The sequence below is a fragment of the Nitrospira sp. Ecomares 2.1 genome (assembly GCF_965152585.1).
In genome coordinates, this window is the sequence record NZ_OZ224219.1 from 210,396 (window position 1) to 234,473 (window position 24,078).

Sequence of the window (24,078 nt, forward strand, 5' to 3'; positions counted from 1 at the left end):
ACCATGAAATTCTGCAAAGGCGTGAAGTGAAAATCGATTGGGGTTTATTAGCCTCGCATGATGTTGAAAAGGTGTTTGGATAGTGTTCGCTCAAGACGACATGGCAATGTCTATCTGCCCAACATAAAGGAAATCGCAGAAGTATCATTCTCATGCGTTTCCTTACAGTGCTATACTATGACCATCTATCATTTGCCAGGGGGAACCAAGTTTGAATCATCATCTTTGTACTGTTCTTCTCATTGCTGGACTCGCGGGGGGCTATGGAGAGCAGATCCTTCAGACTACGGCCTGGGCTTCTTCCGGCACGGATGTCTTTCAATCTTTCACTCAACACATCGGCGCACAAATCGGAAAAGATAAACAGGAATTTGCCATCGCTGATTCCTGTACGGTCTATTTTTATCAACATTTGAAAAAGAAACCACGCCCAGAAGTTGAGCGCATTCATTTCTCCCCCATCTCCTCAAAAACAGGGCTTGATTATGATTGTGGGAAGCTCTTTCCCGAGGGACTGGAGCAGGCCCGGCAGGCCTTTGGGAACATGCAACAGCGGCTCTCCCTCAGCCTCACCTTTTATCAAATGGCTTTAGTGGGAGACGGGGATGATAATCAGGAATATAGTGCGCAGGAAATTCAGGATGTGCTGGCAGCCTTCGGGCTACCGTACCTGGATGGACTTCCTCATGGAGGGTATGTCATAGCCCTGACGGGTCTGTTCGATACCATTCGCCAGGACCTTCAATTCAAAATCCTGATGGAGGGGATGCAGGAGTTGATGAACAAGGGGTATCGCTTTACCAAAGCTGATCAGGCGGCATTGAATCGGAAGCTGAATTGATGGTCATGGAGGGGGAAGCGTTCTATCGTATTCGTTCTAACGCTTCTTGGGAGCGGCTGCGGACAGTCTGGTCCCAGTCTTCTTTCATCTTTTCTTCCAATTTCGCCTTCGCGTCTTGAGCCCGCATGCGACCCAGAGCTAATGCGGCGCAGGCTCGCACATGGGCATGGTCATCTTCCAACGCCCGGATCAATAAAGGGATCGAGGGTTGATGTTTCAAGATTCCCAGGTAACTGGCTGACATTCCCCGTATGCGATGTTGTTTGTCACCTATAGCCGTCTTCAACGTCCAAATAAAGAGTTCCGCCATCGGTTCGGAAACGGTTTCCAATCCTTCTACTTCAAATTGGTTCACTTCAATAAGGGTAAAGGCGAGATCTCGTCGTTTTTGGGCTGAGGGTTCTTTTTGAAAGCGTTGGAGGAGCCGATCGCGAAGCTGAAGGCGCTCTTTGCGAGCCTGCCATTTTTTTGTGCCAACCCATATGCTTACTCCCAATACGAGAAGGCCTCCGAGTATCGGGAGGATCTCCTCGGTGATGTAATCCTGAGTGTCGAAAGTCAGATGATGCCATGTCCAAATGCCTGCTACGATGAGCCCCAGAACTAACAGGCCGAAAAACAGGTTGATGGAACGGGTTGCTTCGGGTTGGGTTGCCATACGGGGGGTAGTCATCAGGGAGTGTTTATTTACCGGCAAGGTCGAACAATGAAGGTCACCATACTAGGTTCAGGAACGAATATTCATCCTACCCGCGCTGCCGCCGGGTATGTAGTCGAGACGGACCGGCCTATTCTACTGGATTTTGGTCCGAGAACGCTCTCAAATTTATTACAAACCGGCATAGATCGCCATACGATCCAATACTTACTCTTTACCCATTACCATTCGGACCATTTTTCTGATTTTATTCCATTTTTCTTTGATGCGGTGTGCCATTCAAAGTTTGCGGCCGTTCGACCGGACCTCACCATTTATGGTCCACCTGGAACGAAACGACTCTTTCGGACGATTTTCCGGACATTCCCTAATTTTTCAGATCCACCTTTTCAGGTGATCCTCAAAGAGGTCAAGGATCGGTCGTTTTTGATTGGCCATACGCAGATCACGCCCTTGCCCATGACCCATTCTGAGCAACAGACCTGTCTCGGCTATCGTCTTGAATATCAGGGCCGGTCAGCGGCCTTTTCGGGAGATGCGATGGTTTCACCGAATCTAGTGAGGCTCTGTCAGGATACTGATCTGGCAGTCTTGGACTGCTCTTTTTCTTCTCATCAGCCAGGTGGATCACATATGCATGCCGAAGAATGTGGAAAAATAGCAGAACAGGCCAATGCTAAAAAACTTGTGCTTTCGCATTTTTATGAGGCAGCCGACCGGTCGAATGTCGTGGCCCAAGCCCGCCGATTTTTCTCAGGCCCCATCATTAAAGGAAAAGACCTCCTGACCTTCCAGATAGCAAAGGCCTCCAAGGTGGCCTAGACTTGAGGGCGATCCTATAACCCTCGCCTGCAGGTCGGCCAAACGGGCTGAGGCTCAAAGCAAAAAGCGGACCTTGTCCGATCCGCGAGTTGGTCCGCCCCTCCGTGGCTTGCGTCAGCACGATTCCATGTGCCGACCTGGGCGAAAATGGTTTTGGGTCCTTTTGCTCCACAACAAAGGTTGCGCCTTTCGGGAGGCGCTAGTGAAAACTCGGCTGCCGCTCCGCCCCCCCCCTTCCAAGTGCCATGGGCAAACCCCAACACATGAAGGAGAAGAAAAATGTCAGGCGGAGAAAACTACCAAAAACAGACCGCAATTTTAAACTGATGCTAAGAGCGACATTTCTCCTGTACCAGATTGAGGGTTTTTGCGGCACTTCCTCATGCAAGGAAAAATTTTTCTGGAAAATCAAATTGATTCCTTCTAGGTATTTTGGCACAGGTCTTGAGTATTTCAAGTTGTGCAATGTTTCAATAACCGAATTAATCTTTTACAAAGGAGTCTTTATGATTCACATTTCTAAAAGCCTAACTTCCATTTTGGGCACAATGTTTTTAGTAATGTTTGGATCCACGCTGGCTGTTGCAGGCTCCACGATTAATGTCACGATTAAGGACAACGGCTACCATGTTTTAGGTAGCTCCTCCGGGACCCGGGCTCCCGGTTTTTCGATGGCGGCTGGTGAGGAAAACGTGATCATTTTAAAAAACGAAAACCATACTAATCATTCCTTTGTCTCGAAAGCATTTAAGGCAATGGATGTAGTGGTCACTGGAGAAGCGGAGGGGGTAAAAGATGGAGATGCCACCGGGTGGATAGTGGAGCCAGGCAAGAGCATCCAGCTCAAATTTATCCCTCCGGTGGGGAAAGATTTTTCAGGCAGCTGGGATGTTTTCTATTGCACCATTCACGGGAAAGACAAAATGATGGGTGAAATAGTCGTTGCCGATACCAGAGGAGGAGCTGGCGCTTTTTGATCTTCAATCAGGATGTTGAAACCAATCGGGTCGCTGGAATAATAAATTTCAGCGACCCTTTTTTATTTACACCAATGTATTGCAAATGGGGGGTACCCAGTAGCAAGTTCTGACAAGTGAGCACACCACTCCTCTCTCGTTTGTTCTTTTGCTAAAGCCGTCTGCTTTTCTCTGCCGTGCGGGCTCCGATTCGGGTCTGGGTCTTCATGGATGAGGCGCGCCGAAATCCGGCCCTTCCAAGTGCCAAGGGCAAATTCCACAATGGATGAGAGGCTCAATATCAGGCGGAGGAAAAATCTCAACAAAGGATTAGAACCCGTTAGTGAGGTAAAGGACTAACGGATATGACCTGTCGTGGCTAGAGGGAAGGATCCTCATCTGTGGAAGATTCGTCCAGAACTTGAAGCAGAGTTTGTATCCGCCCCGTCATGGGATTCCGTTCTTCCCGCTCATAAATACTCAACAGATTCCGGAGCATGCGGGCAAGAATCAGACGCGTCGAACTCTTTTCTAAAAACTCAGGAGTATAGTCCAAACCGGATGCCGTAATAAATTGCTCACAGTCCTGTTCCCGTAAGAATGCCCCACCGTTAAAACAATCCACAAATTGCGGGATAGGCTCTCCTTCAATCTTCACCAGGAAATGTCCCGGCATACCGACTCCGGAGAGGGGCAAATTTAAACGATTTCCCACAAACACATAGATGGCCGAGAGTGAAATTGGGATCCCTTGCCGGGATTCGATGACCCGATGCAGATAGCTATTATCGGGATCATGGTAATGGATGCGGTTGCCGGAAAATCCCTTGTCTTTAAAGAGGAACGCGCTGAGGAGTCTGGCCACTTTCCCTGGAGGAGCCTCTTCGGAATGCCATTTTTTTCGAAATTCTTCCGTGAGGAGATCTAGGCACTCCTGATAGTGGGGGATATCGACATCCGGATAGGCGATCTTGGCGATAAGGAATGCTCCCTGCTCCCAATCAATCTGCCGGGAGCAATGGGCAACGAACGTGCTGAATTCCTCTTTGAGTTGCTCAAAACGAATTTCATCTTTCACAAAAGCAACACGGGATTCCAATGCCGTATCATCTGCGCGGGCTTTTTCCAGAAACGGTAAGGCCGAGGGACCGATTCGGACGAATTCCTGTTGAATCGTTTTGGCGACCTGTTCGTTGGGATCGGACAGCAAACGAAGCAGGGCTTGAATTTTTGTCTCTGAAGGTGAGTGCAAGAAGTTTTGTCCCGGGTAGATACGACAACGCCTCCCCAAAGAGGAAGAAACGTCTTATTGAGGAGTTGATAATTTGGGGAAAGGCCGTTAGCCGACGGAGCGCTTGAACGCGCGGGCTCCCCCATAGAGACACAGCCCGTCGAAGACGGCGAGAACGACCAGTGCGATGGCCACATGAGGGAGCGCTTCGCTCCAGCCGGTAAGAATCAATGGCCGTATGGCATCAATGACCCAGGTCATCGGATTAAAGAAAGCCAGTGATTTCATCCAACCCGGCATCGCCGCTAATGGGACGAGTGCGGAGCTGAGAAAGATCATCGGGAGCGAGAGGAAGCCAAGCACCGAGAAGAAATCTCCGTGACTTTTCACGGAAAACGCCATGGCCATGGAAATGGCGGTGAGCCCGACACCAAATAGCATGCCGATGACTAAAATGAGGGCGATTCCTAAAATCCCGGTTTCCGCACTCACGCCAAACAAAAAGGCCACTCCCAGAATAACCAGTATTTGCATGGCGGTGATGGCCATCACAAAGAGAAACCGACTGAGGATGACGGACGATCGTCGGATGGGAGTTGCCATCAATCGCTCCAGAAACCCGTTTTCTTTATCAAACAGGAGGTCTACACCCCCTGCCAGCCCGTTATTGAGGACGGTCATCACGACGACGCCGGCTGCAAGGAAACTCATGTAATTCGGGGCTTGGACGACCTGTACGTCGGCAGCACGTTGAAAAAGGTTGCCGAAAAAGATGAGCCAAAACAGCATGGGCTGAATTAGGGTAAACAGCATACTGAATTTTTCCCGGCTCAAACGCTTGACCCATCGATTGGTCAGGGCAAGCACCTCTTGAATTTGCTCATTCATGGAGAAACCTTTCCAGAACAGTGAGAATCTATAGGATATGATTTTAGGTCGTGGGTTCAGGGGGTTGGTCTGTGAGGGACCGGCCTGTGTGAGCCACAAACACATCGTCTAGTCGCGGCCGATGATATTCGATTCCGTCGAGGCGACATCCTACTCGATTGGTCGTCTCGAGGATAGCAGGCAATGCCTTCTCGGGAGCATCGACACGGATATCAAGACCCTGTGGAGTAGGACGGATCGCACGCACGAAGGGTAAAGCTTTCAGTGCGGTTGAGAGGGTTTCAACGACCTGAGGCGCAGGATCTCCAAGAGTGAGCCAGACACCATCTCCACCCAGGCTGGCCTTGAGATCCTTTGGAGAGCCAATGGCGCGAATTTCTCCCCGATCAATGATGGCGATTCGATCACAAAGCTGATCGGCTTCATCCAGGTAATTGGTGGTCATGACAATGGTCATGCCCTGCTCGCGCAATTGCCGGAGGTATTGCCAAATATTGAGGCGGCTCTGAACGTCAAGCCCAAGCGTGGGTTCGTCCAGAAAAAGTACTTTGGGATTCGGCAACAAGCCGCAGGCGATATCTAATTTTCGTTTCATCCCGCCGGAATAGCCTTTAGCCACGCGATCGGCATGTTCCTCCAGATCGACCAGCTTCAAAAGCGATGCAATCCGGGTGAGGGCTTCATTCTTTGGGAGATGATAGAGATCCGCGAGCAACAGCAGATGTTCCCGTCCGGTAAGAAAGCGGTCGATGGCCCGTTCCTGAGGCACGTAGCCGATCAGCCGTCGAATGGTATCGGCTTCTTTGACGACATCATGTCCGAAGATCGTTGCGGTTCCGGATGTTGGGCTCAGGGTCGTAATTAAAATTCGAAGCGTGGTGCTTTTCCCTGCCCCGTTGGGTCCCAGGAGGCCAAAAATTTCCCCTTGCGTGACGGACAGGGAGAGATCCTTCACCGCGGTCACGGTGTCGTAGGTTTTCCCCAGCCCTTTAACCTCAATGGCAACGGCATCAGACATGGTGTGTTATCCTTGTGCCGTTCGAAGATCGGCAAGTTTAAAGCGGATCAGGTCAATCAGGCGGCGAGCTTGCTGGACGAGATGGCCGGATTCAAGTAAAAATTGTTTTTCCACGGGTGACAGATCAAGACCGGCTGAAAGGTTATGAACAAGAATGGAATCCGTGAGTTTGCCAGAAGCGATCACCTGACACAACTCATGAGCTTTTTTCCAGGTGAGATATTCTTGGGTGACCTGCTCCAGATTGATGCGGGTCTCAATGTCCAGGGAGGCCGCGCCCCTTTGGGCATAGGGAATAATTTGTGCTTGTCGGTAGGGCGTCGAGACCTCTTGTTCCTCAAAGGTGCATCGCTGAAGACCTTGCAAGACAATGTTAAACCGGCCGTCAGGGAGTTTGTGTGAGCTGATAATTCGCCCCACACATCCGATAGGGTAAATCGGGGGACTTTCCTCATACTCGTCTTCCCAGCCCTCTTTGAGCAGGGCCATCCCGATGCAATCCCCCTGAGCGGATGCCTGTCGAACCATTTCACGGTATCGGGGTTCAAAGATGTGTAATGGCAAATAGGTTTCAGGGAAAAAAACCGTGGTGGGTAGTGGGAAAATCGGCACGATGTCCGGTATCGGAAAGGTGTCGGATTCGGCCGATGGGAAATCTGAAGACATGCGGTACGATAGCGGAGAATTTTCGAGAAAGTCAACGTAAAATAGTGGCTCCACGTGTTTCAATAAAATGAGAAAATCCTTGCGGGGAAAGGGATTTGTACGCAATGAAAGGTCGTGGTATAACCGGAAGCATGAAGTGGACGAAGGCCTTCACCCACGCGATGGTTATACAGGTCAGGAGGTGAGAGCGAGATCCTGGTGGTTCGAGATTTCGTTCCTGATCATATTCCCGCTACTGGGGATTTCGTCGGTTTTTGCAGAGACCTCCAACGTTGGACTTCACGAATTTGCTCCTGCCCGCCCTGGATACGCTTATGTATTCCCGCGGGATCATGGCAGTCATAAGCAGTTTCAGACAGAGTGGTGGTATTTTACCGGACATCTGTCGAGCACGAATGGTCGACGGTTTGGTTACGAACTGACATTTTTTCGTCGCGGAATCGACTCACCTGATGCCTGGAGCAATCCTTCTGCATGGGCCATGCGACATTTGTACTTTGCCCATTTCGCCTTGACCGACGAAGCGAACGAGCAATTCGGGTTTTCCGAAAAGCTCAGTCGTGCCGGAATCAAGAAGGCCGGAGCCGAAGCGGATCGGTTGAATGTGTGGATCGATCGGTGGTCGGTGAAGACGGTGGCCCCCGATCATCGACAATTTCATCTTCAGGCGAAGGCCGAGGATTTTTCCATTGATTTGACGCTCGAATCAAGTAAACCTCCCGTTACTCATGGCACAGATGGCGTAAGCCGGAAAGGCCAGCATCCAGAAGATACCTCCCATTATTATTCATTGACCCGTCTCCAGACGGCAGGATCGGTGGTGGTACAGGGGACACCGCTGGCAGTCAACGGCGTGAGTTGGATGGACCACGAGTTTGGATCTGCTGACCTTTCGGAAGGTCTCGTTGGATGGGATTGGTTCAGCCTGCAACTTGAGAATGACTATGACATTATGGCCTATGGGCTTCGCCGTGCGGATGGAACGTTTGATCCTGCCTCCAGTGGAACGCTGGTGAGACCAAATGGATCGTCGACATCCCTTTCCCTTGAAGAGATTAAGGTAAGCGTACATGGCTATTGGACGAGTCCGCTCAGTGGGGCGCGGTATCCCAATCAATGGACGTTGTCCATTCCTTCTGAAAAGGTCGAGTTGAACATTTCCCCCAGAATGGCCAATCAAGAACTCGTAACCAGGCGTAGTACCGATGTGACGTATTGGGAAGGAGCTGTGGATGTCACTGGGCTTTGGAAGGGAGAGGAAATTCATGGCCAGGGCTATGTTGAACTGACCGGATATGCCGAACCATACCGCCCTGGACAATAAGGGGGCTGTTGAAAAAAGCCGCCAGCGGCGTTCTCGTCATTTTTCCGTGCTCACGTACTGGAAATACGCTCTGCGCGCAAAAATGACTGCGGCCTTGCTGGACGAACCCTTCGAAAGGCTCAGGGTATGCTTTTTTGAACCGCCCCGATGCCTCGTGCACCGTGCTTGTGGGTCAATATGCTCTTGGAAATTATTATTATTGAACACTCCCATAAGGTGTGAGCTCTTGCCATTTAATAATGAAGGATGGTTCTAAGATGTTCCGCGCTCATTGGATTTTCGTTGTTTTTTTGATGTTCGGACTGGCGGCCTGTGGGCAACGAAGCGATACCATTGTGTCCATTGCCTTACATCCCACGAAACCCAACATTGTGTATGTTGCGACGGATGAAGCGGTCTATAAATCTTCGGATACGGGAGCCACATGGACCAGATTTGCCGGCGAACTAGCCCGGACGCGAGTGCTTTGTCTTGCCCTTGATCCCCAGTTGTCCGCCACCGTGTTTGCCGGAACGATGGGCGATGGAACCTATAAAAGCCCCGATGGGGGAAGAACGTGGCATCCCTATAACTCCGGGATTCAGAAAGGCACGATCTCGGCTATTGTCAATCAGATTGTATTTAATCCTCTGGGAACGGAGATGGTATATGCGGGAACGACCGTTGGGGTGTTTCGAAGTTTGGATGGCGGTCGACATTGGACCGAACGGATGCAGGGAATGACGGAGGTGAGTTTTGTGGTGACCCTGGCCATCGATCCTCAGCGTCCAAACGTCTTGTATGCGGGGACTACCGGAGGCGTCTATCGCACCATCAATGCCACGGAAAGTTGGGAGAAATCATCAAGGGGAATGGTGGCTTCAGATGCCAAAATGGCCTCAATGGCGTTGGGAGTCAATGGAATCGTGGTTGACCCAACGAATAGTGACGTGGTGTATGCAGGGACCACGGACGGGTTATATAAATCAACGGACCAGGCCGAGCATTGGACAAAAATCGGAGGAAGTATTCAACACGCCTATATTAGTGCCATCCAACTGGATCCCACCAACCCTTCCATTCTGTATATGGCGACGAGTGATCGGGTTCAAAAAAGTGAGGACGGAGGAGAGACCTGGCAACCGAAAATTAAGGGATTGGAGGCAGCCAGTATTCGTAGTCTTCAGATGAGCCCCATGGATCCACGCATTCTGTACGTTGGCACCAATGGAGGAGGGCTGTACCGAAGCATGGATGCCGGAGAGTCCTGGATCCGATTACCTCTGGTTCCTGCCTCAAGTGAGTAGTCGCCAGGATTAGATGCTTTTTCCTCTACCGTGCTCGGATGCGTATTCGAGGGCGTCTTATCGCTCTCTCCAGGATTCAGGAAGTAGAAACGAGAGGTCCATCATGACTTTGGCTCCATAGGTTGGGCCGAAGTGTGAGGTTGGTGCTCCATCCTTCGTATTGGACCAGTGGCGAGTCCAACTGGCGGTAATCAGATCTAATCCGATGGTTTCACGGGATGCCATTGAACCGCTCCCCTTCCCCATTAAATTCAGTAAAGCGAAATATGGAGAATCCGGTAGCAAAGACCGGTTCCTGATCGGGGAAGTTCAGCGCTCCCTAATGCATACCTGGTGCGGAAATTTCGGCCCTGGCCGGTTGTGGAGATATCCACCAACTCAAACAGGTGATCAGGATGATGAACAAAGTCAAAGATGAATGAAATCGGCAAGCCATAGTCAAGGAGATGAGGCGTTCAATATCAGCGAGGGGTAGTTGGATGATTTCCAGAACAACGGCAATGTCTTGGAGCATCTGCCCTATAGTGGGGGATTACCCTATGACAGGCTTACTCTTGAGATGTCCGGACTTTACGAGATATACCCAATATGGGATGAATCAGTGAGGAGGGAGGAAATCAGAAATCGAGAGCCTCGTTTACTTTTTCGACAAGCTCACGGAAATTACAGGGCTTGTCAATAATCGCATAGGCGCCAAGTCCCATGGCTTTGTGCTTGTGTATTTCGTCAATGACTCCGCTGAGTAGGATTACCCGAGGGGTTCTGCCGTTCAAGGTCCGGTTGACTCGTTCCAACAGAGTCAGTCCACTCATAATAGGCATGTGATAGTCAGCAAGGACGAGATCTACATGGTTTTCTTCCAACCATGCGAGTGCAGCCGCGCCATTTTCCGACTCAGCGCATTCAATTCCCGAGGATTCTAATGCCCCCCGCACAGTTCTGCGGACAGCAGGTTCATCATCCACAATCAGCACATGTTTTTTGAGAGAGGGAGACCGTTTGTTCACCACGATGTGTTCCTCTGAAACACCATAAGAACATTCAACTTTTTCTCGGGACAAGTCGGCCGTTTGTTTTGGGAAAGTTTATTCTATTTTTGCATACGTAATGTGACTTGGGGAATACCCTCACCATATATCTTGTGTAGATTTTTATCAACTACACAATGATTAAATATTCGGCAAAATGATGAAGGTGTAGTGAATGATGCTGGATCACAAATAATCAATAACTTACGCACAGGATTGTCCACAATTTTGGTGGATGGGATAAGTTGAAATAATTGGCTAAAAAGCGGGAGAGTTACACTTGGGTTTTTTGAAGGCAGGATCCGGACAAGTGCGATTTGACTGATTCATAAATTTTACTTCCTGGCAGAAGTTCAATCCCAGGTATCCCGGACGCAATCGCCTGCTGGACAGCTAAACGGGCGACTCTCATGCGAGGGATTGTCTGAGAGGGGAGCGCTTCTTGAAGAGCGATGAAAGTCACAGGAGGAATCTTGACAGAAAAGAGATCCCCGTCAGGTGAGGAAAAGATAAAGCATTCGATGTTTGAAGACCCGACACGATAGGTCAATTTAAATGTGATGTTGTGGGGCTGGAGGGAGTCATCATCAGAGGGAAATTGCTGAAAGGTGTTTTCGACAATATCCGGGGATACGCCAGAGGGAATACCAGGGATCCACTCGGGAATGGTTGAAAGGCCACGGTGGCAATAGCCCGTGGGGGTTTTCGCCACTCGCCAGGTGACGCCTTCGATGAAAAATGACAAAATTCGTAAAGCCATTACAATTTTAGGAAGTGAGAGTAGATCGTTCCTCCAAGCCTTACGGCCGAATCAGTCAATCCACTAGCATACTAGGGAAGCGGGGGCTCAAGCAATTCCAGCCACTTTAGATACGATGGAAAGATAAAGTGAGAAATGGGTTGGCCTTGTTTTATTTGACCTGTTTTGTAAGATTAAGGAGAAAAAGTCAGGGGATTTACTCCGTGAAGGCACCATTTGTGGTATTTTAAGAGCTCCGGTTCTCTGTAGCTTGCTTCGGCGTTACCGTATGAGAACTGTAATTGATTGATCCCCTGAATACCCTGCTGCTTGAGGGATCTTCTAATTTTACATAAGATCTTCATTTGTAAATTTTCCCCCACCATATGGAAGGTATCTCCAATTTCTTGCCTTATTCTAATGTGACTATTTGGCAAGTAAACCTGGTCCGGACCTTTTTTGAGCGGGGTTCAGGAAAAAATTCTTATCTGGTCTACACATGCGTATTTTTACAAAAGAATTGATAACGAAGGGAACATTGCTATGTCGGGTTTAGGTTGTCGTCACTATAGAAACCTGATCGGTCTGCTTGGAGTTTTTGGACTGGTATTGGGATGTGTTAGTGGTCCCGGCGGGAATGAAGCCTATAAAAAAGAAGGGTTTCAGGTTACTCAACCAACCCCGGGAACCAGGGTGGTGGTGAGGGGAAATCATGTTGCGGCCGTCAACCAGGCTTTGGATTGGTTGAATGATCATCAATTATTGGTGGTCAATCGGCAAGTTGTGCAGGAGGAGATCGTTCCTGAACTTGCTGCTCGAAATGGGACGGAAGAACATGCTCAGGCTCTAGGGGGAGCTCGTAAGGTTGGGGCGACCATGGTGGTCTTTGTGCAAGTAGACGAAACTCCGTTGAAATCCACAATTGAGCCTGTAAGTGATGGATCTCAACCTATGAACCAGGTCCTCGTTGATATTCTTGGGATGAAAACCGGAGCCGGCGAGGTGGCTTTTGAAGGCAAGGCCTGGAATTCCGACCCACTGGTGGTATCTGATCAAGTAATACAAGATTTGACCATCCTTGCCCTTGAACAGGCTTGGCAGAAATCAGCGGTCCAGCCTTCCTCGCAACAAGAGGTGAAATCAGAGGATACGACCGAGCCTCCGGCACTTCAGGTAGCGCCGGTATCGGCTGACTCTTCCAGTTCACCCACCACAACTCAGTCGGCGAAGGTATATTCAGAGCCGCCTGGATCAGCCACTGTGGCCCAGTCAGAGCCGGTGGAATCAAGCGCGACTTCTCCCGAGCAGACTCCGGTCATTGCAGACCCGGTTTCTGAGGAAAGGTCTCCCGAGTCTGTTGAGACACCGGCATCGGCTGAGCCATCTTCCGATACACCTATGACAACTCAGCCAGAACCGGCAGATTTGGAGCCGTCTGCTGAGCCAGCTGTGGATCAGCCGGAGGATGCCGAAAATTCAGGGAACTCAGACGATTCGTCCTTGGGACTTCAAGTCGCGAGTGGAGCCTTGTCGATTTTATATACGCCCGTCAAAGTAGTCTATGCCGGCGTGGGTGGGATATTTGGAGGGTTTGTTTATCTGGTGACCGCAGGGAATGAACAGGCGGCTCAATCAGTTTGGGACGCTAGTCTTAAAGGGGATTATTGGCTTACCCCGGACCATTTACAAGGGAACGAACCTGTTCGCTTCAAGGGAGAAACGACGCGTTAATCCTTCCAATCCCAAAACAATACTTCAACCGAAGGGCATGCCACGGCTAGCGCTCCGATGTGGGCCTGGCCTGCATTGATGCGAAAGAGTGAAGAGTCGTTCCTCCGATCCGGTTTATGTGTTGACAGCACAGTAGCTTTCCATCCGTCCTGGTCGAGTGCAATCTCACATTGAGCCATTCCACCCGATAATCCAATTCCCTGCATTTTGAGATACGCTTCCTTGCAGGTCCAATAGGTCAAAAACTCTTGGGTCCGCTTGTCAGGTGGAAGGGTGGCAAGGTACGCCGCCTCCCGTGGAGAAAAATACCTTGTGGCAATATCCTGATCGCTGACATTCCGATTGACCTCTTCCACATCAATCCCCACAGCATGTTTAACCGTGAAGGCCAGCAATGCCATTCCACTCGTATGAGAGACATTGAATTGTAATGACGGATGGGATGGTTCAGTCAGAGAGGGTTTCCCTTGTAAGTTGTTCCCAAGTCCGAGAGTACCAGGGAGAATTCCCACATAGTCACCGATCAAATTTCGAAGTATACCTCTGGTTGAAATAAATTGGTATTGGTGGTGAGGAAGCCGATACCGTTCTGCCCGTGCCCGTTCTTCCTCAGATAGGTCGGCACGGTAAAGAGCAGCCTGCCTGGGTGACATATCCAGATGAACCCGCCACACATGGACCACGCCTGGGGACAGGCTCCTAAAAATGTCAGGAGAGGAGGGGCAAGCCCAGTGGGTGGAAGGCAGCATTGATTTCAGAGGGATTGTATCGGAAGGGCGGCTTGGCTGAAACCCTTTGAGCCTTCTATAAAGAGTCGATGACCGGTGTGTTCCACGTTCCTATTTTTCATCAACTTTCCTATACTGCCGACTTCTGCAAGAATATGAGGGTAGGAACCAGGTATCCTTGCAGAGTTCTCGAGAGGGCAACCACCGACCACACCTGAAAGGCTTTCCCAGATGACAGCTCGGATCATATGTTTTATTTAAAATCCCGGGGTGCCACAACTACATTACATTGGTTCTTCGGTTTCGTCGTGTTTACTCTTCTTGTCTCATGTTCGGAGAAAGGCCTGTCTGATATGACCCCCGAGCAACTGTTAGCCTCAATCGAAATAGGCAGGGCGCCAGTGATCGTGGATGTCCGCTCGCAAAGTGAATACGATGCCGGGCATGTGCCCGGCGCTGTGCATCTGCCTTTTTACGCCATGTGGAGCCGTCATAAGGAGGCGAATGCCACACCGAAGGACCCGATTGTCGTATATTGCGAGCATGGCCCGAGAGCGTGGATAGGCAAATTCGCTCTCCGGACGATGGGGTATAAAAATATTGTGTATCTGGACGGGCACATGTCAGGCTGGAAACAGCGAGGCCTCCCCATGGAAAACCGCGCCGATAAATCGAATAAGTAAGTACTAAGCCGCCGCCTCCACCTTATACTTAACCCTCTCGCAGGACTCTATGTTCATGATTGAATCTCCAATTTGTGGATAAATAGGTCTATGAGAAGAACTGCTATTTTTTCGCCTTTGCGTGGTCCTGTTTTACGTGGATAAGAGATAGCCAGCCTACCTTCCCTACCCTCATTTTCCTTTTGTTTCCTCTGGGGGACCTAGTTTCTCGATCACATAGCCGTGAGGATGTGAGGGATGGCTTATCTCCGTCCGGAGCCGGGGATACCGTCGAGGGGGAAGCCACCGCAACGCACTGGCTCGAAGCTTCAGAAGTGAGGGTACCGCCCATCGCATAAATGGAGACGGTTGAGGAAAGCCAAACGCCTTAAGTAGGGGCGGCTCCAAAAGGGAATAGATAGCGGACTGGACAGAAGGTGCCAACACGTTTGGAAACCATCCTGAAAACATATTCACGGTCGCCATGCCTGTACGGTAATTTGATGGCGCGTACTGAAAGTGGTGGCGTTCATACTCTACATTGAAACGCTCAAAGGTCTGGTAATCCTCTGGAATTTCCTGGATGTGCATGCGTTGTCCGACGGCTTGCCAGAAGTAAAACAGGCCGAGACGTTCCTGCTCGCACATGATTCGCCAGCCGAACCGACTGTTCCACCGAATGGGTTCGAAGAGAAACGTGGACAGAACATAGAGAAAGTCTTCGTTGTTTATCGAGAATCGTCCGTGTAGCTTGTTTATGCGTTGGATGGCCCGCAGGCCTCGCTCGCTGCTGTATCCCCATTCCAATAATTCGCTGATCAGAATGTCGGTGTCGTCATAGCGTTTTTGAGTTCGTTGCCGGAATTCTCCTGTCCGATCCAGCAGCCTGGAAATACTCGGAACACAAAAGGTGCGAAACAAGGCCAATTCCAGAGCGCGGGTCGTGTCGAAGGAAAAATCGTAACAGGTGGACAAAAAGACAATACGTTCATGATCCTTTTGTGGATCGAGCGTTTGGATTTCCTTGAGTATGCGGTCTCGCGCCATCATCACAATCTCTCACTTTTCTTACATCCGGTCATATCCCACCATAAACTTCTTAACGGATCAATATAAGAAGTGTGACTTGGAAAGGGTTTTCAGGACTCTCATTAGGACTCGTTTTTGGATAATGCCATATTAGGGAGGACTCTCCCTCGGCGAAAGCTCGGGGAACTGCTGGCGAGGGCTTTGCTTGTGATTCGAAAATTTTTCATTTTTGGTTAGAATAACTGCGGGGCTGTTCCTCTTTTTAAACCGTGGGAAACCAGGGCAATCTCTAAAGCAAATTGGCACAGCAGGAGGATCCGTCATGCATTCCGGTCATAGTCATTACCGGAACTTTATGGTTGTGATGGCAGATCGAAATACGACCCTGTCCCGGGTTCGTTGAACCATACCGTTTGAGAGACGGGAAAACTGCACAGTCCATTGTATATATTAAGGTAGCCTAAAAATTTTTAACGAGGAGATCATCATATGTCAGCACATCGCAACATCATGGTTCTTCTGGCCGCGCTTCTGTTTGTCATGGCCTTGTCCGGTGCTGTTGCCCGTGCAGAGGTCGACTTCCATTCCCACGATGAACAGAATCTTCGCCCCGTGATCGGCGTCTTCAGCCAAGAGACTGAGACGATCACCGGATCGAGCACAATCGACCCCGCAGTGAAAGCGGAGCTCTCGCGGTATCGGTATATGATTCCCGCCAGTTACGTGAAATGGGTTGGACAGGCAGGTGGGCGGGTGCTGCCTATTCTCCTGAATCAGCCAGAGAGGTACTACGATGAAATCTTCGAAAAGACGAACGGGATTCTTTTCCCTGGTGGGAATCAGGGGATCGATCCGTCGGACATTTATACGGAGGAGGGGGAAATCCTTTGGAACTTAGCCAAGCAGGCGAATGATCGTGGCGATTACTACCCGATATGGGGGACATGTCTGGGGTTCGAAGAGCTTTCGGTGTTGGAGACGGGCAACGGCAATGTGATCAACCTCAATGTGGTGGCGACGAATCTGGCCCTGTCCCTGCGGTTCACTCGTGATGCGAGACAGAGCAGGCTCTTTACGTCGTTTCCCCCAAAGCTCCTAAGGGCGATTCGAACCCAGAGGCTGACCTTCAACTCCCACGACCACGGGCTGCTGGTCAGCGAATACCGGTCGAACCCATCGCTGTATTCGTTTTTTGACATGCTGTCGTTTAATGAAGCGCCTGCGGGTCAGGTGTTTGTGAGCACCATGGAGGCACGAGATTATCCATTCTACGGCACGCAGTGGCATCCGGAGAAGAATAATTTCGAATGGAGCCAGAACGCTGACTATTCAAACATCCCCCATTCGCCGAACGCCATACTGGTTTCCGAAGCCACGGCCCGGTTTTTCCTTAGTGAAGCGAGAAAGTCAGGGCACATCTTTCCCGAAGCCCGACGCGACGAACTGATCTACTCCGCCCCGATCATCTACACGGGTAAGGGCGACTGGATCTACGAGCAGGTCTACGTCTTTTGTCCAACGGACGCGAGGTCTTGTTCACTGAGTAAAAAATTAGCAGAGTGATCGAGGGCACCGTGCGAGTGGATTGTGGCAACTGAAGGATTTGTTGTAGATACCATCACGATTATTCAGTAAGTAATTTGGTGCTGTCTCAAAGGGGAAGGCTTCGATGAATCGTGGTGCTGGTCCATAGCACCGTTGGTTGTTCGGTTACATTTGACGCAACATCAGCTTCTCACAATATTTTTGCTCTGCGTGTCACGCGATCAGAGGGGAGCACAAAATCAGATTTTTTTGTGTCTCTCGACTGATCCTTTTTTTAGACCCTCCCATCATTTTAGACAGTCACCGGGCCAAATCTTGTGCAAGAAACTGGGGTGGTTTGCGATATTTGGTGGCCTCTTCAAACGCATAGGCTATTTTAATCAGGGTTGGTTCGCTGTAGGCCCCCCCGATAAAGGAAATGCCGACCGGAACCCCGAAGATATATCCGGCGGGAACAGAGATATGCGGATAACCGGCCACAGCCGGAGCCGAGGGAGTCCACTCTTGGCTCTTCCAAGGTGGAACGAGATGATCGCCTAGAATGAGGTCAATCGGCATAACCGGCCCGTAGGTGGGAGCCACGATCGCGTCCAGCCCATATTTCTTTAAGGTGGCATCAATCCCTTCTGTGGCGGCAAGCCGACGGTTTCGATCCAAGGCATCCAAATAGGCTTTTTCTGTTAACGGACCTGCCTTGTCAGCCATCTCAAAAATTTCGTGTTCAAAGTACGGCATCTCAAGGCTTCGGTGGTTCTCATTGAAGGCCATAAGATCCTTGATCGTTTGAGGCCCGGTAGAGGAACGTGTGCGGAGATATTTTTCAAGAGAGGCCTTAAATTCATAGAGCAACACGGTCAATTCGGAGTTACCAAATTGTCCTGCCGTTTCCACATTAGCGGGATCGATAATAAGAGCCCCCTGTTGTTTCATGACCTCGATGGACCTGTTGATGAGCGCGTCAACTTTTTCGTGATACCCAAAATAATTTCTGGCAATCCCGATACGTGCTCCATGTAATCCCTTGGGGTCCAAAAATTGGGTATAGTTCGAATAGGATTCTCCACGAGACTCTTCAGTACGGGGGTCACGGGGATCTATCCCTGTCAACGCGCCGAGTACGATGGCTGCATCAGCCACCGTTCGAGTCAGGGGACCTGCCGTATCCTGGGTCGGTGCAGCAGGAATCATGCCGGCGCGGCTCACAAGACCCACCGTAGGCTTGATACCCACGATGGAATTGGCTGATGCCGGACAGACAATCGACCCATCCACTTCGGCCCCGATGGCCACAGCTACTAAGTTTGCGGCCACGGCTGCCCCGGATCCCGAGCTGGACCCGCAAGGATTCCGTGTCAAGATATAGGGATTCTTGGTTTGACCTCCCCGGGCGCTCCATCCGCTGCTGGCGCGAGTGGACCGCATGTAACCCCACTCCGACATATTGGCTTTGCCGATAATCACGGCTCCGGCTTTCCGGAGTTGTTTGGCCACAAAAGAATCCCTGGGCACAGGAATGCCTTCCAACGCATAGGAACCGCCCGTGGTACTCAGTTTGTCCGCCGTATCAATACTATCCTTCAACAGAACAGGAATTCCGTGTAATGGACCACGAATCTGTTCGTCACGACGTTCTTGATCCAGTTGATCCGCGATGGCCAACGCATCAGGATTGATTTCCAGATATGATCGAATTGCCGGACCCCTTTTGTCGATTTCTTCTACCCGTTTCAAATACATTTCGACAATTGATCGCGACGTGTACGTTCCCATCCGCATCCCTTCTTGCAGGTCGGTGATGGTCGCCTCTTCCAGTTCGAAGGCCCATGCATTCGACGAAATGAAAAGGATGCAAATCAAGCCTAAGGTGTTAACTAGGAGACGGTACGGTACTTGACCAATTTTCATCCGGGTTACCTCTCTCATGGCGTTTGTTTGTGACCCCTCATTTTCAAATTGTTAGGCAGCCGGTCCGACGATAACTATATAGAACAAAAAAGCCAAGCCATCCGTGGGATCCATACCTACTCGAAACCCTCTCCATAATGTCGAATCTCCCGAAATTATTCCGGTAGAATAGTTACAACGGCAAGGTGAAATTTTGACTCTTCTCCCTTTTTCCCTCTTACTTTTCTCTTGATTTTGGTCGATCAATCGGCGTGGGTTTATTCAGGTGATCACAGACTCACCCAAATAGCCTGGGACAGCTTTAAGAAAGGACGAATGATGTACCCTCACACGATCTCTCGTTTCATATTGGTTGTGTTAGTCATGAGTGTTTGTAGTGTTGAGGAAGTTCAATCATCCTCTCTATGCCAATCTCCTGGTTTTCCACGATGGACATTCGACCAATCGCATATTTTTCCTCAAGATAGACCGTTAGCCCGACCTGAAGACGGGAAAGCCTTACCTGATGGTCGCCTGGTCGTGGCGGATGAAAGATTTGGCCTCTACCTTATTGAGCCAAACAATTCCCATCGCCCTTTTGGTCGATTCATCGAGGTGGGATACGTTCATACTCCCCCGGATCCTGCCGGAGGGGTCCAAGCTGTGTTTCTGGAGCATGACACCCGTCACCTGCTTGTAGGGGATATTTATTCAGGAAAAATTTACAGAGTAGATACTCAAACCGAAGAGACGCGGCTTATTTATGATCATCCATATGGGGTCAACAGTGTGTATCGAGACCGCAACGGGACGATCTGGTTCACTCAGTCGACCAACAATATAGAAGCCCGTGGGAAAGAAGATCTCTGGGCCAGCGTAAACCTACCTGTCCCTACGGGAGCTGTTTTTAAATTGCAGGGGTCGGGGGAGGATTTTGCTGAGAAAGCCGAAGAAGTTGCCAACAATCTTTACTTCGCGAACGGAATCACGTTCGACAAGACAGAGAAGTATATGTACGTGTCGGAATCGATGATGGATCGCGTGCTTCGCTTCCGTGTTGATGTTGAGAGCGGCTCGGTCTCGGAGAGCGAGGTCTACCAGAACGTGTATGTACCGGACAATCTAGCCGTCGACAGTGACAACAATCTATGGATCGCTTCATTTGTAGGGAATAAAGTCATGGTAGTCGATAATACTTGTCGCGCGGTGCACACGGTCTTTCAGGCGACGTCGACAAGCCACTCTGACTTTTTGAAGGAATGGACCAAGCGTAGTCATCTTGGTCAGCCTCGTAATGAAGTGTTGACCCCGGAGGCTTTCAACCCATTACCGAATTTTCTCACGGGGCTGTTCTTTTCTCCTAATTTCGACACCGTCTACTTTACAGGCCTGGGCAACGCCATCCTTACATATGCCATGTCGACAGGCCGATAACGGAGAAAGTCGTGGGCCACGCTCAAATCAGTCAAGTTCGATGAACGCCGTTTCGCGAATAAGGAAGATTGATGTCAGCAAGGTGACCGCTCCACCCATGGCGATCCAATACGCCGGCATGATCGGATTGCCTGAAGCTGAAATCAGCCAGGCGGCCATCAGCGGCGTAGTGCCGCCAAACACGCCGATCGAAAGGTTATACGCAAACGCGAGGCCGGTGCATCGGACGGGAGCCGGAATCAATTCCACATTGGCGGCAACAATCCCTCCGGCTAACATTCCGATGATCAACGCGAACCCCAATTCCCCAAGGAGAATAGTTATCGGATGAGTCGTGTGGATCAAGTGGAAAAGCGGAATGGCCCCGAAGGTCAACAGCGTACCGGCAGCGATCAATACAGGCTTACGCCCGATTCTGTCCGATAGCCAGGCGCCCATCGGAAGGAACAATAACAACAGGGCCATGCTTAACGTGTTCAGATTAAAGGCCACGCCCTCAGGCAAATGATCGATTTCCTTGATGTAGGTGACGGCATAGACAAAAGCCGCGTAAAAAGAAATGCCATACCCAACATTAAGGAGTGCGACCTTCATGACTGATGAGCGGTGTTTCCCAAAGGAATCGAGGACCGGGCTTGTCGTTTCACCGACAGGCCTTTCAGTGTGGATATTACGCCGGACAAAATATCCAGTGCCGGCTACCAGCGCACCCAGGATAAATGGAAGACGCCAACCCCAACTGACTACTTGTGCCTCATCAAGCCCATTCGTCAGGAGTGCCCCGACACCGGAGCCTAAGAGGATCCCAGCTCCTGCCCCCCAGACACCCCAAATGGCACTGAAGGCTCTTCGATTGTGCGGAGAATTTTCTACCAAAAAGACCAAGGAACTCGTGTACTCCCCGCCCACCGATAATCCCTGAATCATTCGAAAAGCGACCAGCAAAACAGGGGCCGCCAATCCGATTTCCGCGTGAGTAGGTAAAAGACCAATCAACACTGTGGGAACAGCCATGGTGATGACTGAAAGCGTCAGCGCGCGGGTGCGTCCGATGGAATCACCGATCCGGCCAAATAACAAACCTCCCAAGGGCCGAACCAAAAAGCCTGCGGCGAACGCACCGAAGGCCGTGATCAATGAAACGGCTGGATTATCGGACGGAAAAAATTGGCGTCCAATGATGGCGGCAAAATAGCCGTACACGGCAAAGTCATACCACTCCATCACGTTGCCGATGAGCCCGGCTAGGATAATGCGTTGCCGGGACGAAGTTAGCGCTTCACTCTCCAATGAATTGAAATCCCTTCACTCCCACGCGAACCTCGCAGGAGGCTATTCATTCACTCTAAACCGTTTTGTATGAGCAACCATGTCGACTTTCTGGTTTTGGTGTTGATGCAAGGGCTCTACCCTTCCATGACTGGTTTATACCGTGCCTTGAGGTTGTTGGGAATTTTTTAACGCGTAATTGTAACTGGTGTGATGAGCATGGTTACCGGGGACATCCCCGTATTGCGCGGTGAAGGTCACAGGGTAGCCCACATGTTCATACAGGACCTTTTCCGTAATACCAAGGTATACCGACGGGGGCACTTCCGGCACCAGATCGCAACTATTCACAATCCGATAAATGTGAGCATGACCGGTATTAAGAAAGGTGGCCAACTTTGGATCGCAAGCACGGGGACCCGCTAAATTGTATTGGAAGACGTTTGGAGTATGTTGCGTCAACGCGTTGGCCATTAAGTCCGGTGTAGATACCATGGCCAAGGCTGCACCCAGGCTGTGGCCGGTGATGTACAACGTGCGAATGCCTTGCAGCGCATTGAGTTGCGATAAGAGGGGGAGACGAAGGGATTTATACAGGTCAAAGAATCCTTCATGCACGAGACCAACATTGGAAATATGTGGCAGCTCATAAGGAACTTGTTTGACTTCCGCATCCTTGTACCAATCCTCCAGGGTTTCCGTCCCGCGGAAAATGGCATAAGCCTTGTCGTCCCGCTGGGCTACCAAGGCAAAGGGTTCCAAATCCCAAAACACAAGTACCTCGGAATTGCCCCAGATCGGTTCGCCGAAGCGATACGGCGAGTTATGAGGAAGTTGCCAACGTAAATCATTTGGCGTGTGGGGTTTACCCTGCTGTACCCATTGGTAGTACATACCATAGGCCATATCCACCAGATCGGAACATTCCACCGCCTCGGCTAAATCGAATGGGGCCGGTGGGAAATACATGGGTTTGCTCGACATGACTGCTCCTACCATCCATCACCACTCAGACTGGCGGCATCGGACGCTTAGGAAGAAAAGGGGCGAGACCTATGGAGGTTTGGCTCGGGGCCGGTCGAAAACCTGTAACCGAGATGACCTCCCCAGAGTATTTTTCCAGGACTCAAGCCAATGTGATTGATCCAGATGCCACCATCATCTTTACCTATGGGCTGTCGGCGGGTGGTTCGTTGAAGATCGCCATGGAGGTCCACCATCCGGAAAAGCCCTATCATCACGTGGATCTGAAGAAGACGACTCGCAAGCAAACGGTTGACGAAATTGTGCGGTAGCTGACAGGAGATGAGGAATTGAGTGACCATGATGCGAATAAACCGACACCACCAAAAAGTGGGGTATGCTGACAATACCAACAGGGCTGTTAGGCGCAGCTCGTTACGCGGTATTTAAAGAATCAACTGAAAATAAGTTTGGGCTAAGTGTCTCCATCCGTTTCGGTCTCCAGTAAAGAGGCCATCCATCCTCCAGCCGGAATCGTCAAGACCGGGCAGGATGCTTTTCTAAGAACTTGTTCCGTCTGACTGCCCCGCAACGCATCCAAGAATCCGCGACGCCCTGCCGTTGTCATGATTAAGAGATCTGCTTTATGGTCCTTGACGGTCTTCAGAATAATCTTTGAAATGTCGCCGTCTTCTGTGACCTTGGTCCAACTCCACCCTGGTACTGACGGAAATCGTACGGTCGGCATTTGGCCGTTCTCGCCGACGTGGAGGACGGTGAACCGACCGGACGGGCAATTGAGTTGTTGCACAAGACGGGCGGCTGCCTGGATCGCAGGTTGGGGGTTAGGATCAGCTGCCACCGGGATTACAATATGCTTCAATGAGACGGCACCATCTTGCTTAGACACAAAACCCATGATTCCCTTCGGTATCAAGAGGGTCATCAAGCGTGATTTCCTCGTAATCGGCTTGGCCACCGACCTGCTCATCCAGAAAACCCGGTTGTTGTCCTGTTGAGTCGCTAGAACAAGGAGATCGGTTGGGTGATGTTCTAACCACTCCACGACGGATTTAACGGGATCCTTATGTTGGATCGTTAACTTTCTAACATTTATCCCCAATTCCGGTACTGCTGACCGTGGGCTATTCCTCGGTAACAGTTCCCATCGTTCAAGTATATTTCTGACTCCAGGAAACTCTGTCCAATTCGCCTCCATATCGTCGGCGACGTGCAAAATCGAAAGCTTTGCTTTGGCAGTTAAGGCTGCTTTAAGAGCATGGGCGAAAGCCGTATGACTGCCTGGGCTAAAATCGGAACAATGAACCACAGATCGGAGAAGCGGTTGTCGTAAACGATGGTTGGGCATGAAACTT

General features: G+C 50.4%; 24 protein-coding genes. 10 read left to right on the forward strand and 14 right to left on the reverse strand.

The annotated features are described in order from the left end of the window. Window positions 1–211: 211 nt before the first annotated feature. Window positions 212–841 carry a hypothetical protein gene (locus ACWHYD_RS00970; protein ID WP_447964079.1) on the forward strand — a complete coding sequence of 210 codons (630 nt, stop codon included), beginning with the start codon at window positions 212–214 and terminating at the stop codon, window positions 839–841. 22 nt (window positions 842–863) lie between these two features. Here ACWHYD_RS00970 and ACWHYD_RS00975 read toward each other — a convergent pair whose 3' ends face one another. After that, the gene (locus tag ACWHYD_RS00975; RefSeq protein ID WP_447964080.1) at window positions 864–1,499 is read right to left on the reverse strand and encodes a HEAT repeat domain-containing protein; all 636 of its coding nucleotides are present in this window, start codon (window positions 1,497–1,499) and stop codon (window positions 864–866) included. A 48-nt stretch (window positions 1,500–1,547) separates the two neighbouring features. Here ACWHYD_RS00975 and ACWHYD_RS00980 point away from each other — a divergent pair, with 48 nt between their 5' ends. Further along, window positions 1,548–2,321 carry an MBL fold metallo-hydrolase gene (locus ACWHYD_RS00980; protein ID WP_447964081.1) on the forward strand — a complete coding sequence of 258 codons (774 nt, stop codon included), beginning with the start codon at window positions 1,548–1,550 and terminating at the stop codon, window positions 2,319–2,321. Window positions 2,322–2,584: 263 nt separating this feature from the next. After that, window positions 2,585–3,298 (forward strand): hypothetical protein, encoded by a 714-nt coding sequence (locus tag ACWHYD_RS00985; RefSeq protein ID WP_447964082.1) that lies wholly within the window; start codon window positions 2,585–2,587, stop codon window positions 3,296–3,298. Window positions 3,299–3,656: 358 nt separating this feature from the next. On the opposite strand, the gene ACWHYD_RS00990 is transcribed toward ACWHYD_RS00985, so the two are convergent. The 4 genes from ACWHYD_RS00990 to ACWHYD_RS01005 form a co-directional block, all read right to left on the reverse strand. Beyond that, on the reverse strand, window positions 3,657–4,529 hold the full coding sequence (locus tag ACWHYD_RS00990; RefSeq protein WP_447964083.1) for a SirB1 family protein: 873 nt from the start codon (window positions 4,527–4,529) through the stop codon (window positions 3,657–3,659). An 87-nt stretch (window positions 4,530–4,616) separates the two neighbouring features. After that, window positions 4,617–5,396, reverse strand: a complete 780-nt coding sequence (locus tag ACWHYD_RS00995; protein WP_447964084.1) for an ABC transporter permease — start codon at window positions 5,394–5,396, stop codon at window positions 4,617–4,619. Window positions 5,397–5,439: 43 nt separating this feature from the next. Continuing rightward, window positions 5,440–6,414: an ATP-binding cassette domain-containing protein gene (locus ACWHYD_RS01000; protein ID WP_447964085.1), complete on the reverse strand. Its 975-nt coding sequence runs from the start codon at window positions 6,412–6,414 to the stop codon at window positions 5,440–5,442. A 6-nt stretch (window positions 6,415–6,420) separates the two neighbouring features. Continuing rightward, a complete protein-coding gene (locus ACWHYD_RS01005) occupies window positions 6,421–7,080 on the reverse strand; it encodes an LON peptidase substrate-binding domain-containing protein (protein ID WP_447964086.1) in 660 nt (219 codons plus the stop codon). 136 nt (window positions 7,081–7,216) lie between these two features. Here ACWHYD_RS01005 and ACWHYD_RS01010 point away from each other — a divergent pair, with 136 nt between their 5' ends. Both ACWHYD_RS01010 and ACWHYD_RS01015 read left to right on the forward strand, forming a co-directional pair. Continuing rightward, window positions 7,217–8,404, forward strand: coding sequence for a lipocalin-like domain-containing protein (locus ACWHYD_RS01010; RefSeq protein ID WP_447964087.1), 1,188 nt, complete (start codon window positions 7,217–7,219; stop codon window positions 8,402–8,404). A gap of 257 nt (window positions 8,405–8,661) precedes the next feature. After that, window positions 8,662–9,690 carry a WD40/YVTN/BNR-like repeat-containing protein gene (locus ACWHYD_RS01015; protein WP_447964088.1) on the forward strand — a complete coding sequence of 343 codons (1,029 nt, stop codon included), beginning with the start codon at window positions 8,662–8,664 and terminating at the stop codon, window positions 9,688–9,690. Between the two features lie 57 nt (window positions 9,691–9,747). Here the strand turns inward: ACWHYD_RS01015 and ACWHYD_RS01020 are convergent, their stop codons facing one another. From ACWHYD_RS01020 to ACWHYD_RS01030, 3 genes are all read right to left on the reverse strand, one after another. After that, on the reverse strand, window positions 9,748–9,915 hold the full coding sequence (locus tag ACWHYD_RS01020) for a hypothetical protein (RefSeq protein WP_447964089.1): 168 nt from the start codon (window positions 9,913–9,915) through the stop codon (window positions 9,748–9,750). A gap of 392 nt (window positions 9,916–10,307) precedes the next feature. Then, window positions 10,308–10,700 (reverse strand): response regulator, encoded by a 393-nt coding sequence (locus tag ACWHYD_RS01025; RefSeq protein ID WP_447964090.1) that lies wholly within the window; start codon window positions 10,698–10,700, stop codon window positions 10,308–10,310. A gap of 292 nt (window positions 10,701–10,992) precedes the next feature. Beyond that, complete coding sequence (locus ACWHYD_RS01030) at window positions 10,993–11,478, reverse strand: hypothetical protein (protein ID WP_447964091.1); 486 nt, start codon at window positions 11,476–11,478, stop codon at window positions 10,993–10,995. 522 nt (window positions 11,479–12,000) lie between these two features. On the opposite strand from ACWHYD_RS01030, the gene ACWHYD_RS01035 reads away from it, so the two are divergent. Beyond that, the gene (locus ACWHYD_RS01035) at window positions 12,001–13,188 is read left to right on the forward strand and encodes a hypothetical protein (RefSeq protein WP_447964092.1); all 1,188 of its coding nucleotides are present in this window, start codon (window positions 12,001–12,003) and stop codon (window positions 13,186–13,188) included. On the opposite strand, the gene ACWHYD_RS01040 is transcribed toward ACWHYD_RS01035, so the two are convergent. After that, complete coding sequence (locus ACWHYD_RS01040; RefSeq protein WP_447964093.1) at window positions 13,185–13,871, reverse strand: 4'-phosphopantetheinyl transferase family protein; 687 nt, start codon at window positions 13,869–13,871, stop codon at window positions 13,185–13,187. The genes ACWHYD_RS01035 and ACWHYD_RS01040 overlap by 4 nt on opposite strands. Before the next feature lie 398 nt (window positions 13,872–14,269). Here ACWHYD_RS01040 and ACWHYD_RS01045 point away from each other — a divergent pair, with 398 nt between their 5' ends. Next, window positions 14,270–14,599 carry a rhodanese-like domain-containing protein gene (locus tag ACWHYD_RS01045; protein ID WP_447964094.1) on the forward strand — a complete coding sequence of 110 codons (330 nt, stop codon included), beginning with the start codon at window positions 14,270–14,272 and terminating at the stop codon, window positions 14,597–14,599. A gap of 171 nt (window positions 14,600–14,770) precedes the next feature. Here the strand turns inward: ACWHYD_RS01045 and ACWHYD_RS01050 are convergent, their stop codons facing one another. Further along, complete coding sequence (locus ACWHYD_RS01050; protein ID WP_447964095.1) at window positions 14,771–15,628, reverse strand: oxygenase MpaB family protein; 858 nt, start codon at window positions 15,626–15,628, stop codon at window positions 14,771–14,773. Between the two features lie 468 nt (window positions 15,629–16,096). On the opposite strand from ACWHYD_RS01050, the gene ACWHYD_RS01055 reads away from it, so the two are divergent. Continuing rightward, window positions 16,097–17,170: a gamma-glutamyl-gamma-aminobutyrate hydrolase family protein gene (locus tag ACWHYD_RS01055; protein ID WP_447964096.1), complete on the forward strand. Its 1,074-nt coding sequence runs from the start codon at window positions 16,097–16,099 to the stop codon at window positions 17,168–17,170. A 282-nt stretch (window positions 17,171–17,452) separates the two neighbouring features. Here the strand turns inward: ACWHYD_RS01055 and ACWHYD_RS01060 are convergent, their stop codons facing one another. Continuing rightward, window positions 17,453–19,057 carry an amidase gene (locus tag ACWHYD_RS01060; RefSeq protein ID WP_447964097.1) on the reverse strand — a complete coding sequence of 535 codons (1,605 nt, stop codon included), beginning with the start codon at window positions 19,055–19,057 and terminating at the stop codon, window positions 17,453–17,455. A 315-nt stretch (window positions 19,058–19,372) separates the two neighbouring features. Between ACWHYD_RS01060 and ACWHYD_RS01065 the strand changes: the two genes are divergently transcribed. Continuing rightward, window positions 19,373–20,470 (forward strand): SMP-30/gluconolactonase/LRE family protein, encoded by a 1,098-nt coding sequence (locus tag ACWHYD_RS01065; RefSeq protein ID WP_447964098.1) that lies wholly within the window; start codon window positions 19,373–19,375, stop codon window positions 20,468–20,470. Between the two features lie 27 nt (window positions 20,471–20,497). On the opposite strand, the gene ACWHYD_RS01070 is transcribed toward ACWHYD_RS01065, so the two are convergent. Together ACWHYD_RS01070 and ACWHYD_RS01075 are read right to left on the reverse strand one after the other, a co-directional pair. Next, window positions 20,498–21,760, reverse strand: coding sequence for an MFS transporter (locus ACWHYD_RS01070; RefSeq protein ID WP_447964099.1), 1,263 nt, complete (start codon window positions 21,758–21,760; stop codon window positions 20,498–20,500). Window positions 21,761–21,895: 135 nt separating this feature from the next. After that, on the reverse strand, window positions 21,896–22,723 hold the full coding sequence (locus ACWHYD_RS01075; protein WP_447964100.1) for a lipase family protein: 828 nt from the start codon (window positions 22,721–22,723) through the stop codon (window positions 21,896–21,898). A 71-nt stretch (window positions 22,724–22,794) separates the two neighbouring features. Here ACWHYD_RS01075 and ACWHYD_RS01080 point away from each other — a divergent pair, with 71 nt between their 5' ends. After that, a complete protein-coding gene (locus ACWHYD_RS01080) occupies window positions 22,795–23,034 on the forward strand; it encodes a YpsA SLOG family protein (RefSeq protein ID WP_447964101.1) in 240 nt (79 codons plus the stop codon). A 143-nt stretch (window positions 23,035–23,177) separates the two neighbouring features. Here the strand turns inward: ACWHYD_RS01080 and ACWHYD_RS01085 are convergent, their stop codons facing one another. Then, window positions 23,178–24,071 (reverse strand): universal stress protein, encoded by an 894-nt coding sequence (locus ACWHYD_RS01085; RefSeq protein WP_447964102.1) that lies wholly within the window; start codon window positions 24,069–24,071, stop codon window positions 23,178–23,180. Window positions 24,072–24,078: the final 7 nt, after the last annotated feature.

Excerpts from the sequence above, each read along its gene's own strand:
- ACWHYD_RS00975 (WP_447964080.1), bottom strand. The coding sequence starts at position 1,499 with ATGGCAACCCAACCCGAAGCAACCCGTTCCATCAACCTGTTTTTCGGC.
- ACWHYD_RS00980 (WP_447964081.1), top strand. The coding sequence starts at position 1,548 with ATGAAGGTCACCATACTAGGTTCAGGAACGAATATTCATCCTACCCGC.
- ACWHYD_RS00985 (WP_447964082.1), top strand. The coding sequence starts at position 2,585 with ATGAAGGAGAAGAAAAATGTCAGGCGGAGAAAACTACCAAAAACAGAC.
- ACWHYD_RS00995 (WP_447964084.1), bottom strand. The coding sequence starts at position 5,396 with ATGAATGAGCAAATTCAAGAGGTGCTTGCCCTGACCAATCGATGGGTC.
- ACWHYD_RS01000 (WP_447964085.1), bottom strand. The coding sequence starts at position 6,414 with ATGTCTGATGCCGTTGCCATTGAGGTTAAAGGGCTGGGGAAAACCTAC.
- ACWHYD_RS01005 (WP_447964086.1), bottom strand. The coding sequence starts at position 7,080 with ATGTCTTCAGATTTCCCATCGGCCGAATCCGACACCTTTCCGATACCG.
- ACWHYD_RS01015 (WP_447964088.1), top strand. The coding sequence starts at position 8,662 with ATGTTCCGCGCTCATTGGATTTTCGTTGTTTTTTTGATGTTCGGACTG.
- ACWHYD_RS01020 (WP_447964089.1), bottom strand. The coding sequence starts at position 9,915 with ATGGCATCCCGTGAAACCATCGGATTAGATCTGATTACCGCCAGTTGG.
- ACWHYD_RS01030 (WP_447964091.1), bottom strand. The coding sequence starts at position 11,478 with ATGGCTTTACGAATTTTGTCATTTTTCATCGAAGGCGTCACCTGGCGA.
- ACWHYD_RS01035 (WP_447964092.1), top strand. The coding sequence starts at position 12,001 with ATGTCGGGTTTAGGTTGTCGTCACTATAGAAACCTGATCGGTCTGCTT.
- ACWHYD_RS01045 (WP_447964094.1), top strand. The coding sequence starts at position 14,270 with ATGACCCCCGAGCAACTGTTAGCCTCAATCGAAATAGGCAGGGCGCCA.
- ACWHYD_RS01050 (WP_447964095.1), bottom strand. The coding sequence starts at position 15,628 with ATGATGGCGCGAGACCGCATACTCAAGGAAATCCAAACGCTCGATCCA.
- ACWHYD_RS01055 (WP_447964096.1), top strand. The coding sequence starts at position 16,097 with ATGTCAGCACATCGCAACATCATGGTTCTTCTGGCCGCGCTTCTGTTT.
- ACWHYD_RS01060 (WP_447964097.1), bottom strand. The coding sequence starts at position 19,057 with ATGAAAATTGGTCAAGTACCGTACCGTCTCCTAGTTAACACCTTAGGC.
- ACWHYD_RS01065 (WP_447964098.1), top strand. The coding sequence starts at position 19,373 with ATGATGTACCCTCACACGATCTCTCGTTTCATATTGGTTGTGTTAGTC.
- ACWHYD_RS01075 (WP_447964100.1), bottom strand. The coding sequence starts at position 22,723 with ATGTCGAGCAAACCCATGTATTTCCCACCGGCCCCATTCGATTTAGCC.
- ACWHYD_RS01080 (WP_447964101.1), top strand. The coding sequence starts at position 22,795 with ATGGAGGTTTGGCTCGGGGCCGGTCGAAAACCTGTAACCGAGATGACC.
- ACWHYD_RS01085 (WP_447964102.1), bottom strand. The coding sequence starts at position 24,071 with ATGCCCAACCATCGTTTACGACAACCGCTTCTCCGATCTGTGGTTCAT.